This is a genomic window from Bacillus sp. 03113, from assembly GCF_006546985.1.
In the GTDB taxonomy this organism is placed as follows: domain Bacteria; phylum Bacillota; class Bacilli; order Bacillales; family Cytobacillaceae; genus VATK01.
Map to the genome: position 1 here is coordinate 1 of NZ_VATK01000023.1, position 13,330 is coordinate 13,330.

At 37.2% G+C, this 13,330-nt stretch carries 12 protein-coding genes and 1 other annotated feature; all 12 genes read left to right on the forward strand.

Features of this window, described 5'->3' with window-relative positions; all coding sequences use genetic code 11:
• Positions 1–197, forward strand: a 197-nt coding sequence (locus FDO66_RS21130) for a hypothetical protein (RefSeq protein ID WP_220095186.1), incomplete at its 5' end; no start/stop codon positions are given.
• A gap of 98 nt (positions 198–295) precedes the next feature.
• On the forward strand, positions 296–757 hold the full coding sequence (locus FDO66_RS18185; RefSeq protein WP_141434085.1) for a CtsR family transcriptional regulator: 462 nt from the start codon (positions 296–298) through the stop codon (positions 755–757).
• A gap of 26 nt (positions 758–783) precedes the next feature.
• A complete protein-coding gene (gene mcsA / locus FDO66_RS18190; protein ID WP_141434086.1) occupies positions 784–1,329 on the forward strand; it encodes a protein-arginine kinase activator protein McsA in 546 nt (181 codons plus the stop codon).
• Between the two features lies 1 nt (position 1,330).
• Positions 1,331–2,398 carry a protein-arginine kinase McsB gene (mcsB, locus tag FDO66_RS18195; RefSeq protein WP_141434087.1) on the forward strand — a complete coding sequence of 356 codons (1,068 nt, stop codon included), beginning with the start codon at positions 1,331–1,333 and terminating at the stop codon, positions 2,396–2,398.
• 20 nt (positions 2,399–2,418) lie between these two features.
• The gene (clpC, locus tag FDO66_RS18200) at positions 2,419–4,869 is read left to right on the forward strand and encodes an ATP-dependent protease ATP-binding subunit ClpC (protein ID WP_141434088.1); all 2,451 of its coding nucleotides are present in this window, start codon (positions 2,419–2,421) and stop codon (positions 4,867–4,869) included.
• A gap of 75 nt (positions 4,870–4,944) precedes the next feature.
• On the forward strand, positions 4,945–6,324 hold the full coding sequence (gene radA / locus FDO66_RS18205; RefSeq protein WP_141434089.1) for a DNA repair protein RadA: 1,380 nt from the start codon (positions 4,945–4,947) through the stop codon (positions 6,322–6,324).
• Between the two features lie 365 nt (positions 6,325–6,689).
• Positions 6,690–7,772 carry a PIN/TRAM domain-containing protein gene (locus tag FDO66_RS18210; RefSeq protein ID WP_141434090.1) on the forward strand — a complete coding sequence of 361 codons (1,083 nt, stop codon included), beginning with the start codon at positions 6,690–6,692 and terminating at the stop codon, positions 7,770–7,772.
• Between the two features lie 18 nt (positions 7,773–7,790).
• Positions 7,791–8,489, forward strand: coding sequence for a 2-C-methyl-D-erythritol 4-phosphate cytidylyltransferase (ispD, locus tag FDO66_RS18215; protein WP_141434091.1), 699 nt, complete (start codon positions 7,791–7,793; stop codon positions 8,487–8,489).
• A gap of 86 nt (positions 8,490–8,575) precedes the next feature.
• Positions 8,576–9,058 carry a 2-C-methyl-D-erythritol 2,4-cyclodiphosphate synthase gene (gene ispF / locus FDO66_RS18220; protein ID WP_141434092.1) on the forward strand — a complete coding sequence of 161 codons (483 nt, stop codon included), beginning with the start codon at positions 8,576–8,578 and terminating at the stop codon, positions 9,056–9,058.
• Positions 9,059–9,334: 276 nt separating this feature from the next.
• Positions 9,335–10,792, forward strand: a complete 1,458-nt coding sequence (gltX, locus tag FDO66_RS18225) for a glutamate--tRNA ligase (RefSeq protein WP_141434093.1) — start codon at positions 9,335–9,337, stop codon at positions 10,790–10,792.
• A 42-nt stretch (positions 10,793–10,834) separates the two neighbouring features.
• Positions 10,835–11,058: a binding site (T-box leader), on the forward strand.
• 207 nt (positions 11,059–11,265) lie between these two features.
• Entirely contained in the window at positions 11,266–11,952 is a 687-nt protein-coding gene (gene cysE, locus FDO66_RS18230; RefSeq protein ID WP_141434094.1) for a serine O-acetyltransferase, read from the forward strand.
• A complete protein-coding gene (cysS, locus tag FDO66_RS18235; protein WP_141434095.1) occupies positions 11,933–13,330 on the forward strand; it encodes a cysteine--tRNA ligase in 1,398 nt (465 codons plus the stop codon). The genes cysE and cysS overlap by 20 nt, the downstream gene beginning before the upstream one ends.

Below are 13,330 nucleotides of genomic sequence, written 5' to 3' on the forward strand. Positions count from 1 at the left end.
TCAGCGCCGATGGTAGTTGGGGGCTCTCCCCCTGTGAGAGTAGGACGTCGCTAGGCAACAAAAAAGAGCATCTGGATCAGGTGCTCTTTTTTGTTGTGTTTAGAGAAAGAGAAGTCGATGATAAAATGAGTCAAGTGGGCGCTTTCATCCGAATTGAATTCATTTATTTAGACCTCCATGTTTACCTGTTAGACTAAAATGGTAAAATTATTAAAGTCTGTTTCATTGCAAAACGAGTTTAATTTCATGTATAATTTACGTCAAATATAGTCAAAGTCAGATAGGGGGTGGCATGATGAGAAATATATCGGATATAATTGAAAATTACTTGAAGAAGGTATTAGAAATGAGCGAGCGAGAAATTGTAGAGATAAAAAGAAGTGAGGTTGCAGACAAATTTGAATGTGTACCATCACAAATTAATTATGTGATCAATACTCGCTTTACAATTGAAAGAGGATATATCGTTGAGAGTAAACGCGGTGGAGGCGGTTATATTCGCATTATGAAGGTTAAATCTTATGATCATGCTCATCTAATCGATCAATTAATATCCTTAATTCAACATCGCATTCCCCAGAGCAGTGCTGAAGATGTTATTTATCGTTTAATAGAGGAAGAGGTTATAACAAAAAGGGAAGCAAAAATCATGCTAAGTGTAATAGATCGATCAGTTTTATGCATTGAATTGCCGCTTCGTGATGAATTGCGTGCTAGAGTGCTAAAAGCTATGCTGATTACCTTAAAATATAAATAAATTTCAGCAGCTAAAGAGGTGATAACATGATTTGTGAAGAATGTAATCAAAGACCGGCCACCCTTCATTTTACTAAAATAATTAGTGGAGAAAAAACAGAGTTTCATCTTTGTGAAAAATGTGCTCAAGAAAAAGGCGAATTATTTTTATTAAATGGCGGTTCGGGCTATTCTATAAATAATTTATTAGCTGGTTTGCTGAATATAGAGACAAATTTTCAACAAAAACAAGAGACATTTCAAAATCCAGAAATATTACAATGTCCAAACTGTTCCATGACCTTTCAACAATTTATTAAAATCGGTCGATTTGGCTGTGCCCATTGTTATGCAACTTTTAAAGATCGATTAAAGCCTATTTTAAGACGTTTGCATAGCGGAAATTGGAGTCATAATGGAAAGGTACCGAAAAGGATTGGTGGCAATATACATATTCAAAAGAATATTGCCCAATTAAAGTTAAGTTTAAAAGAATTGATTGTACAAGAAGAGTTTGAACATGCTGCGCAAATAAGGGATGAGATTCGATCATTGGAGAAAAAACTAAATGGAAGTGAAGAGGGAGGTGCATAGGTTGTCACTGGAACGATTTATTAATCAAGCAGTAAGTTCATGGATGAGTTCTGAGGGACCTGATGCCGATATTGTATTAAGCTCCCGCATTCGTCTTGCACGCAATATTAATCAGTATAAATTTCCTATTCTTTTTTCCAATGAGGAAGCAAAGGAAGTTATTCAGACGATCAAGAATAGAATAAAAGAAAAATCCTTCTCAAAATTTGATGGCAGCCTAGAGATGTTAATTATGGATGAGCTGCAACCTCTTCAAAAAAGAGTATTAGTTGAAAAGCACTTAATTAGCCCTCTTCTTGCAGAGGATTCTCCGTTCGGAGCTTGTTTATTATCAGTAAATGAAGAAGCAAGTATTATGATTAACGAAGAAGATCATATTCGTATACAGTGTCTATTTCCTGGCTTCCAATTATTCGAAGCTTTAAGCTTGGCAAACGAAATTGATGATTGGTTTGAGGAGGAAATAGATTATGCATTTGATGAAAAGGTTGGATATTTAACAAGCTGTCCAACAAATGTTGGTACTGGATTAAGAGCATCAGTCATGATGCATTTGCCAGGATTAGTACTAACGGAGCAAATAAGTCGGATTATTCCTGCAATTAATCAACTAGGGCTAGTCGTTAGAGGAATTTATGGGGAAGGCAGCGAAGCTTTAGGTAATATATTTCAAGTTTCCAACCAGATTACATTAGGAAAGTCAGAACAAGACATTGTAGAAGACCTAAAAAGTGTTGTAGATCAATTAATTACCCAGGAAAGATCAGCACGAGAAGCATTAGAAAAGACTTCTAATATACAATTAGAGGACAGAATATATCGTTCTTATGGCATTTTGTGCAATAGTCGAATTATTGAAACAAAGGAAGCAGCTCGCTGTTTATCTGATGTAAAGCTTGGGATTGATATGGGATATATAAATAGTGTTCCCAAAAATATATTAAATGAATTAATGATCCTTACACAGCCAGGTTTTTTACAGCAGTATGCTGGTGGTCCATTGAGGCCAAATGAAAGAGATATTCGAAGAGCAACTTTAATTAGGGAAAGAATGAAATTGGATAAATAGCAAACAAGGAGGATGAGAAAATGATGTTTGGTCGATTTACAGAAAGAGCACAGAAGGTATTAGCATTAGCCCAAGAGGAAGCCATTCGATTAGGTCATAATAATATTGGCACGGAACACGTATTACTAGGACTTGTAAGAGAAGGGGAAGGCATTGCAGCAAAAGCGTTATATGCTTTAGGTCTTGGTTCTGAAAAAATTCAAAAAGAAGTTGAGAATTTAATTGGGGTTGGCCAAGATGCATCTCAGACCATCCATTATACACCGAGAGCAAAGAAAGTAATTGAACTATCTATGGATGAAGCAAGGAAGTTAGGTCATTCATATGTAGGTACAGAGCATATTTTATTAGGTCTCATTCGTGAAGGAGAAGGAGTTGCAGCAAGAGTTCTAAATAACCTTGGTGTTAGTCTCAATAAGGCTCGTCAACAAGTACTTCAGTTGCTAGGAAGCAATGAATCAGGAAATCATCAAGGCGGTGCAGCTGCGAACGCAAATACACCTACGTTGGATAGTTTAGCAAGAGATTTAACCGCAATTGCAAGAGAAGGGAGTCTTGACCCAGTCATTGGCCGCAGCAAAGAAATTCAGCGTGTGATCGAAGTGTTAAGCCGTAGAACGAAAAATAATCCAGTATTGATTGGGGAGCCGGGTGTCGGTAAAACAGCGATTGCCGAAGGACTTGCACAACAAATTGTAAATAACGAAGTTCCTGAAATTCTTCGAGATAAACGTGTTATGACCTTGGATATGGGAACAGTTGTAGCAGGAACCAAATATCGTGGTGAGTTTGAGGATCGTCTAAAGAAAGTAATGGATGAAATTCGTCAAGCTGGAAATATTATCTTGTTTATCGACGAACTTCACACATTAATAGGTGCCGGTGGAGCAGAAGGTGCTATTGATGCTTCTAATATTTTAAAACCTTCTCTTGCTCGTGGAGAACTTCAATGCATCGGAGCAACAACTTTAGATGAGTACAGAAAGTATATTGAAAAAGATGCTGCTTTAGAAAGACGTTTCCAACCGATCATGGTTGATGAGCCATCATCAGAAGAATCAGTCCAAATTCTTAAAGGATTACGCGATCGTTATGAAGCACATCATCGCGTTTCTATTACAGATGAAGCAATTGAAGCTGCTGTAAAATTATCTGATCGTTATATATCAGATCGATTTTTACCAGATAAAGCCATTGATTTAATCGATGAAGCTGGTTCAAAGGTACGTTTAAGATCTTACACAACACCACCAAATTTAAAAGAGCTTGAGTTAAAGCTTGAGGTTGTTCGTAAGGAAAAAGATGCAGCTGTACAAAGTCAGGAATTTGAAAAGGCAGCTTCTTTAAGAGACTCAGAGCAAAGGCTTCGTGAAAAGCTAGAAGAAACGAAAAAGAATTGGAAAGAAAAGCAGGGCCAAGAAAATACAGAGGTGACAGTAGAAGATATTGCTCATGTTGTATCTAGCTGGACGGGTATTCCAGTTTCTAAGCTCGCTCAAACTGAAACAGAAAAATTGCTTAAGCTAGAAGAAATTTTACATTCAAGAGTTATCGGTCAAGAAGAAGCGGTTAAGGCTATTTCGAAAGCTGTTCGCCGTGCAAGAGCTGGATTGAAAGATCCAAAACGTCCAATTGGTTCGTTTATTTTCTTAGGTCCAACAGGTGTTGGTAAAACAGAGCTAGCGCGAGCATTAGCCGAAGTAATGTTTGGCGATGAGGATGCAATGATTCGTATTGATATGTCAGAATACATGGAAAAGCATTCAACATCAAGGCTTGTAGGATCACCGCCAGGATATGTAGGGTATGAGGAAGGTGGACAATTAACGGAAAAAGTACGAAGAAAGCCTTACTCAGTGGTTCTATTAGACGAAATAGAAAAGGCACATCCAGATGTATTCAACATTTTATTGCAAGTATTAGAGGATGGTCGATTAACCGATTCAAAAGGAAGAACCGTTGATTTCAGAAATACTGTTCTTATCATGACATCAAATGTTGGGGCACAAGCATTAAAACGAAATAAATATGTTGGCTTTAATATCCAAGATGGAGATCAAGACTATAAAGATATGAAAGGGAAAGTGATGGAGGAGCTAAAGAGAGCCTTCCGACCTGAATTCCTAAATCGTATTGATGAGATCATTGTTTTCCATGCTTTAGAGAAAAAGCACTTAAAGCAAATTGTTTCACTTATGTCGGATCAATTAACAAAACGGTTAAAAGAGCAAGATATCGATCTAACATTAACCGGAAATGCAATGGAAAAAATTGCGGATGAAGGCTATGATCCAGAGTATGGTGCTCGACCATTGCGTCGGGCGATCCAAAAACATATTGAAGATCGTTTGTCAGAAGAGCTGCTAAAAGGAACTGTATTAACCGGTCAAAACATTGTCATTGATGTTGAAAAGGGTGAATTTGTAGTTCAATTAGCTGAAGCAAGCGCAGAGCCAAATCTACAAAAGTAATTAGATTTAACGATAAAGGTACACGGTATTTTACAGCCGTGTACCTATTTTAAATTAAAAGGAATGGTTTGATTAATGGCAAAAAGGAAAACAAAATTTTTATGTAACGATTGCGGTTATGAGTCACCAAAATGGATGGGGAAATGTCCTGGCTGTGGTCAATGGAATACGATGGTTGAAGAAGTGGAAAAAGCTGCACCAGGAAGAAGAGGGGCTTTTTTGCATACTCAGGAATCTGGCATTCGTTCAAAACCGACCCCAATAACGACCATTGAGAATGTGAGTGAACCGCGTATTCTCACTGATTTAGTAGAGTTAAATCGTGTGTTAGGCGGAGGTGTAGTAAAAGGATCTTTAGTCTTAATTGGAGGAGATCCTGGGATTGGAAAGTCTACTCTCCTTTTACAAGTTTCATCTCAATTAGCTGTTAAAAAGCATTTGGTGCTATACATATCAGGAGAGGAGTCCCTTAGACAAACGAAGCTAAGAGCAGATCGATTAGGCGTTCAATCAGAACACTTATTTGTCTATTCGGAAACAAATTTAGAGGAGATAAGCCGTACCATTGATGCAACAAATCCAAACTTTGTCATTATTGATTCGATTCAAACTGTGTTTCACCCTGAAATTACATCTGCGCAGGGAAGTGTTTCCCAAGTTCGAGAATGTACAGCAGAGCTGATGAGAATAGCGAAAACAAAAGGGATTGCCATCTTTATTGTGGGTCATGTGACAAAAGAAGGTTCAATTGCTGGACCTAGAATACTAGAACATATGGTTGATACCGTTCTATATTTCGAAGGAGAACGACATCATACATATCGAATTCTCCGAGCCGTTAAAAATCGCTTTGGTTCGACAAATGAAATGGGCATATTTGAAATGAAAGAATTTGGACTTGAAGAAGTTGAAAATCCATCCGAAATTTTTTTAGAGGAGCGATCACAAGGAGCGGCAGGGTCAACCGTAGTGGCTTCAATGGAGGGCACTCGTCCCGTGCTAGTTGAAATTCAAGCATTGATTTCTCCAACAAGCTTTGGAAATCCAAGAAGAATGGCGACTGGAATTGATCACAATCGCGTACCACTATTAATGGCTGTATTAGAAAAAAGAGTAGGAATGCTGCTTCAAAATCAGGATGCGTACTTAAAGGTTGCGGGTGGTGTGAAGTTAGATGAGCCTGCCATTGATTTAGCGATTGCTGTCAGTATTGCTTCAAGCTTTCGGGACAAGCCTACCCGTCCTACTGACTGTATCATTGGTGAGGTTGGTTTAACGGGTGAGGTAAGAAGAGTTTCTAGAATTGAACAGAGAGTTCAAGAAGCTGTAAAGCTTGGCTTTGAAAGAGTAATACTTCCTGCAAATAATCTTAGTGGTTGGAAGGCACCATCAGGAATACAGTTAATCGGGGTTGCATCTGTTAGCGAAGCATTGAAAGCAGCATTAGTAGAGTAATATCTGTTAATAAAAGGAAAATGCAATCGTATAAGGAGCTTGTCGATTAAAAAAGAATATTGAAGGGTTACATTAACTATGATAAAATGTAAGGTTTAATTATTTGACACTAAACAATCTGGGTGCTAACCTAGAACTGATTAGACAATATTTTGCATAGTTATTATGCATTTACATTTATTTAGATCAAGTGGTGATCATCATAAAATGGAATAAAACTGCTTTAGCAATAAGTGTATGAGCAGTCATTGGTTATTTGCCAATTTTTTAAAATATAACGTTTTCATTACAATCACAAATTTATGTGTAATAATAGGTTTCAATTTGGGGAATTTGTTTATAATGAATAAAAGGAGGTGAAGGGGATGTTGAATCGTATAGTGCAAGTATGTTTTCTCATTATAGGAGGAACCCTCGGTATATTTTTGTTGCCAGATTTATTGAAACTGGTAACGCTGGATAATATTCAATTATTAAATAACCCTTATGTGTCCGCCATTTTAGGTGCTATTATCTTTTATCTTATTACTTTTTGGGCGGTTGATTTTATCGTTAATTGTGTAAAATGGGTAGAGGAATCTCTTGTGAAAGCACCGATCACAGATATTATATTTGGCAGTGTCGGTCTTGCCTTTGGGCTGCTTCTTGCTTTTTTAATAGGCTTTGCTCTAACAGCGATAGAGGTGCCTATTCTCAACACTGTAGCACCTATCTTATTAACCCTTCTTTTTGGATATTTAGGTTTTCAAGTAGGATTTAAAAAGAGAGATGAACTTTTAGGCTTATTTTCTAGTCGGAAGAAAAAATCAGGCGAAGATGAAGCTGATAAAATACAAAACAGCCAGTTAAAAATTCTCGACACAAGTGTTATTATTGATGGGAGAATTGCAGATATATGCCAAACTGGTTTTTTAGAAGGAACGATAGTCATCCCTCAATTCGTTTTAGAAGAGCTGCAGCATATTGCAGATTCTTCTGACGTTTTAAAAAGAAATAGAGGGCGAAGAGGTTTAGATATCTTAAACCGAATTCAAAAGGAGCTTGCGATTAAAGTAGAGATTTATGAAGGTGACTTTGAAGAAATCCAAGAAGTAGATAGCAAACTAGTGAAGCTAGCTAAATTGACAAATGGGGTCGTTGTAACAAATGACTTTAATTTAAATAAAGTATGTGAACTGCAGAAAGTTGAAGTATTAAATATCAATGATTTGGCAAATGCAGTGAAGCCTGTTGTACTTCCTGGAGAAGAAATGAATGTTCAAGTGATTAAAGATGGCAAAGAACATAATCAGGGAGTGGCTTATTTAGATGATGGTACGATGATAGTCGTCGAAGAAGGCCGTAATTACATTGGAAAGCACATTGATGTTCTTGTAACCAGTGTACTGCAAACCTCTGCGGGAAGAATGATTTTTGCAAAACCGAAATTATTAGAAAAAGCATTGTAATAGGATAGGAGTTTGTATATGGCTTATGAAGTCATTATTCTTGCGGCTGGGCAAGGGAAACGAATGGGAGCAGGGAAAAATAAAGTTTTTCTTAATTTAGATGGGATACCCATCATCATTCACACTTTACGTGTTTTTGAAAAAGATAATCAATGTAAGAAGATGTGGATTGTGATAAATACTCGTGATAAAGAAGAATTGGAAAGGTTAATCCAAAAACATCATTTTCAAAAAAATATACAATTTGTAATCGGAGGAGCAGAAAGGCAGCATAGTGTTTATAATGCAGTCCAACTGATACAAGAGGATGAATTAGTGTTAGTGCATGACGCAGCAAGACCATTTGTTCAGTCAGATCATATTTATCAGTTGGTTTTAGCAGCTAAACATAAGGGTGCGGCAGTATTGGCTGTTCAAGTAAAAGATACAATAAAAAAAGTGATAGACAATAAAGTAGCAGAAACGATTGATCGTTCTAGCTTGTGGGCTGTACAAACCCCACAAGCTTTTCGTATGTCCTTGTTAGCTGAAGCCCATCAAAAAGCATTTGCAGATCAGTTTTTAGGTACGGACGATGCTAGTTTGGTCGAACGGCTTGACAAGGAAATTGAAATTGTGACAGGAAGCTACGATAACATTAAACTAACGACGTGTGAAGATCTCTTTTTTGCAGAAGCAATCGTGAATAAAAGAAAGAATAAAAGAGAGCTCAATTAAATCGTTTGATAGGGAATCATTCGCTTTAAAAATCGCAACCTCTCTTTTTAAGAGAGAAAACTTTTTCTGAAAAAAGGAGCAATGAAATGTTTCGAATTGGACAAGGCTTTGATGTACATCAATTGATTGAAGGCAGACCTCTTATCATTGGAGGTATTGAAATTCCACATGAAAAAGGACTATTAGGTCATTCAGATGCGGATGTTCTCTTACATACCATTGCAGATGCATGTCTTGGTGCAATAGGAGAAGGGGATATTGGAAAGCACTTTCCAGATACAGATCCTGCCTTTAAGAATGCTGATTCTGCAAAGCTATTGCAACAAGTATGGAAATTAGTGAAAGAGAAAGGGTATGCACTTGTCAATGTAGATTGTACCGTTATTGCCCAAAAGCCGAAAATGTCCCCTTATATACAACAAATGAGGGAAAGAATTGCCGTTCTTTTAGAAGCGACAGTGGAAGAAATTAATGTAAAAGCAACAACGACAGAAAAACTTGGTTTTACTGGCAGAGAAGAAGGTATTGCCTCTCAAGCTGTAATATTACTAAGAAAAATAGAATCTTAATATCTTCTTTATCACGTTATAACGAGCAGTACAATCCCAACTTGAGATCGAGGAAGTGAGAAATTTGGAGGGATAACTGCCCGTAATAACCTGATTTGTTCAACTAACCATCAGTGAGGGAGAAGAAGTTTAACATTCTGCTCTACCTTCAAAACTAGTACATACTTGTTATGTCGGCATCCTCTCACTGATAGAAGTTTCACTTTATATGTGAAAAACAGAGTGGTAAAATAAAACCATTATGAGCACGAAATTTTGGTGGGAGGCAGTATTCAAATGTCAAATGATATTCGCGTTCGTTATGCGCCAAGTCCAACAGGCTATCTGCATATTGGAAACGCACGAACTGCATTATTTAATTATTTATATGCACGTAATAGAGGCGGAAAATTTATTATCCGCATAGAGGATACAGATCAAAAAAGAAATATTGAAGGCGGAGAAGAGAGCCAGCTTAAATATTTAAAGTGGCTAGGCCTTGATTGGGATGAGAGCGTAGATGTTGGTGGTGAGTACGGTCCATATCGACAATCAGAAAGAAATGAAATTTATGAAAAATATTACAATGAACTTGTTGAAAAAGGACTAGCCTATAAATGCTATTGTACAGAAGAAGAGCTTGAGGCTGAACGTGAAGAATATGCAAATAAAAATGAAATGCCGCGTTATTCAGGAAAATGTCGTCATTTATCGAAAGAGGATCAAGAAAAGTTAGAGGCAGAAGGAAGAATGCCTAGTATCCGTTTTAAAGTACCTGAAGGACAGGTGCTGGCATTTGATGATATGGTTAAAGGACACGTTTCCTTTGAGTCTGATGGATTTGGAGACTTCGTTATTGTAAAGAAGGATGGAACGCCTACTTATAATTTTGCAGTTGCTGTAGACGACCACATAATGAAAATTTCTCATGTTCTACGTGGAGATGATCATATTTCGAATACACCAAAACAGCTGTTAATCTATGATGCTTTAGGTTGGGAACGCCCAATCTTTGGTCATATGACATTAATAGTGAATGAAAGCCGCAAAAAATTGAGTAAACGGGATAAAACCATTATTCAATTTATCGAACAATATAAAGAGCTTGGCTACCTTCCTGAAGCATTGTTTAATTTTATTACATTACTTGGCTGGTCACCTGCTGGAGAAGAAGAAATTTACTCAAAAGAAGAATTTATTCAAAATTTTGATCCAAGCAGACTATCCAAATCACCAGCTTTATTTGATCAGCATAAGCTTACATGGATGAATAACCAATACATTAAGAAGCTAAATATCGATCAATTGGTTGACATTTCCCTGCCACATTTGATTAAAGCTGGTTTAGTCAGTGAGCAATTATCGGAAGAAGAGACTCAATGGGTGAAAAGTCTTGCTTCCTTATTCCAGGACCAAATGAGCTATGGAGCTGAAATTGTCGAATTATCCCAATTGTTTTTTAATACCGATGTGCATTATGATGAAGAAGCGAAAGCTGTTTTAACAGAGGAGCAAGTTCCTGAAGTATTAAAAACACTATTACATGAATTTGAGCTTGTGGAAGATTTTAAAGCCGATGCTATTAAAGCTTCTATCAAGGCTGTTCAAAAAGCAACAGGGCAAAAAGGGAAAAAGCTATTTATGCCGATTCGCGTTGCTGTAACAGGTCAAACACATGGTCCAGACCTTCAGTTATCGATTCAACTATTAGGGAAAGAAAAAGTAATCAGTCGTCTGCAAAATCTTATTAGTTAACATATTGATGGAAATGTAATATAGTGATAGTAATTTTTAATAATAAAAATGTTGATGAGGAAAAAGTAAAAAAAGGATGCTTAAAAGAGAGAACCATCATTGGCTGAAAATGGTTCAAGCCGCTCGTTTTTTGAAAATGCGCCTCTGAGTCTCATTTCGAACAAGTTATTTCAGTAGATTTTGAGCGGACTCCTTCCGTTAACAGGGTAAAGTCGGGACCTATTATAGGTCTAAACAGAGTGGAACCGCGCGAAAGCGTCTCTGTCAATATATTGACAGAGACGCTTTTTGTATATTAAAAAAGCTAAGCTCCTTGAACAGCCGCGGCGGAAAAATCCTGATTGACTTGTGTAATGGGACTTATGATCGAGAGGCTGGAAACTGCAGCTAGACAGAAAAGTTAAATTTGAATTTACTTAAATTATCTTGATAGCTTTTAAAAAAGTGCATTTCAATATTAAGATTCATCTAGTATAAGGAGGGATGACAGCGTGTTTAGTAAGTTAAAGGAAGATATCGATGTAGTATTTGAACAAGATCCTGCGGCCAGAAGTTATTTAGAAGTAATCCTTACTTATTCGGGATTACACGCTATTTGGGCTCATCGAGTCGCACATGCTTTATTTAAAAGGAAATTCTATTTTATGGCACGTGTTGTTTCTCAGATGAGTCGTTTTTTTACAGGGATAGAAATTCATCCAGGTGCGAAAATAGGAAGACGTTTTTTTATCGACCATGGAATGGGCGTTGTGATTGGTGAAACGTGTGAAATTGGAAATAATGTGACAGTCTTTCAAGGAGTTACTCTTGGCGGGACAGGGAAAGAAAAAGGGAAACGGCATCCAACCATAAAAGATAATGCTTTAATTGCAACCGGGGCAAAAGTGCTAGGCTCCATCACGATTGGTGAAAATTCAAAAATTGGGGCTGGGTCTGTTGTTCTTAGAGATGTTCCTCCTAATTCTACCGTTGTTGGAATACCTGGAAGAGTAAGGGTGCAGGATGGGATAAGAGTTAATAAAGACTTGAATCATAGAGACCTGCCTGATCCAGTTGCAGATCGATTGAAGGAATTAGAAAATGAAATTAAGCGGCTTACAGAGGAATTAGAGGCGTTAAAGAAAGGAGCAGAAAATATTAATGTCCATTCAAATATATAATACGATGACAAGAAAAAAAGAAGTGTTTACTCCGCTAGAAGAGGGAAAAGTAAAAATATACGTGTGCGGACCTACAGTTTATAATTATATCCACATTGGGAATGCACGACCTGCTATCGTATTTGATACAGTGAGAAGGTATTTAGAGTTTCGTGGATATGATGTAACCTATGTCTCAAACTTTACGGATGTAGATGATAAATTAATTAAAGCGGCCAATACACTCGGTGAGGATGTGCCAACCATCGCTGATCGTTTTATTGAGGCTTACTTTGAGGATGTAACCGCATTAGGCTGCAAAAAAGCAGATGTACATCCAAGAGTAACTGAAAATATGGATATTATCATTGAGTTTATTCAAGCCTTGATTGAAAAAGGATATGCGTACGAATCAGAAGGTGATGTCTACTATCATACAAGAAAATTCAATGGATACGGAAAGCTCTCTCATCAATCGATTGATGATCTCAAGAGTGGTGCACGTATTGCGACTGGAGAAAAAAAGCAAGATGATCTTGATTTTGCTCTTTGGAAAAGTGCAAAAGAAGGCGAAATATATTGGGATAGTCCGTGGGGAAAAGGGCGTCCGGGCTGGCATATTGAGTGCTCGGCTATGGCTAGAAAGTATTTAGGTGAAACCATTGATATTCATGCTGGCGGTCAAGATCTAGCTTTTCCGCATCACGAAAATGAAATAGCACAATCTGAGGCGCTGACTGGTAAGCCTTTCGCACGTTATTGGATGCACAATGGGTATATTAATATTGATAATGAAAAAATGTCTAAATCTCTTGGGAATTTTGTGACGGTGCATGAAATCATTAAAGAGCATGATCCACAAGTATTACGGTTTTTTATGCTTTCTGTTCATTATCGCAATCCCATTAACTATAGCGAAGAGCTGCTAGAAAATACTCGTAATGGCTTAGAAAGAATTAGAACATCCTATGAAAATTTAAACCATCGAAAAGAAGCGAGCGCTAACCTGACAGAAAATGACCAGGAATGGTTAAATAAAATCAATCAGCTTCATGCAGAATTTTTGACAGCAATGGACGATGATTTTAACACAGCAAATGGGATCTCCTTGTTATTTGAGATATCAAAGCTAGCCAATTACTATCTTATGGAAAAAAATACATCTGTTACTGTAATAGAGGTATTTATGAAAGAGTTTGCATCTCTGTTTGAGGTGTTCGGTTTATCTTTGGAAAAAGAAGAATGGCTAGATGAAGAGATAGAAGCTTTAATTGAAAAAAGGATTCAAGCAAGAAAAGATCGAGAGTTCCAACTGGCAGATGACATCCGAGATCAATTAAAGAACATGAATATTATTTTAGAAGACACGCCCCAAGGGACAAGATGGAAAAGGGGTTAA

What these genes read in the sequence shown, in the direction of transcription:
- cysS (WP_141434095.1), top strand. Translation starts at nt 11,933, where the DNA reads ATGTCCATTCAAATATATAATACGATGACAAGAAAAAAAGAAGTGTTT.
- mcsA (WP_141434086.1), top strand. Translation starts at nt 784, where the DNA reads ATGATTTGTGAAGAATGTAATCAAAGACCGGCCACCCTTCATTTTACT.
- radA (WP_141434089.1), top strand. Translation starts at nt 4,945, where the DNA reads ATGGCAAAAAGGAAAACAAAATTTTTATGTAACGATTGCGGTTATGAG.
- FDO66_RS18185 (WP_141434085.1), top strand. Translation starts at nt 296, where the DNA reads ATGAGAAATATATCGGATATAATTGAAAATTACTTGAAGAAGGTATTA.
- ispD (WP_141434091.1), top strand. Translation starts at nt 7,791, where the DNA reads ATGGCTTATGAAGTCATTATTCTTGCGGCTGGGCAAGGGAAACGAATG.
- gltX (WP_141434093.1), top strand. Translation starts at nt 9,335, where the DNA reads ATGTCAAATGATATTCGCGTTCGTTATGCGCCAAGTCCAACAGGCTAT.
- ispF (WP_141434092.1), top strand. Translation starts at nt 8,576, where the DNA reads ATGTTTCGAATTGGACAAGGCTTTGATGTACATCAATTGATTGAAGGC.
- FDO66_RS18210 (WP_141434090.1), top strand. Translation starts at nt 6,690, where the DNA reads ATGTTGAATCGTATAGTGCAAGTATGTTTTCTCATTATAGGAGGAACC.
- clpC (WP_141434088.1), top strand. Translation starts at nt 2,419, where the DNA reads ATGATGTTTGGTCGATTTACAGAAAGAGCACAGAAGGTATTAGCATTA.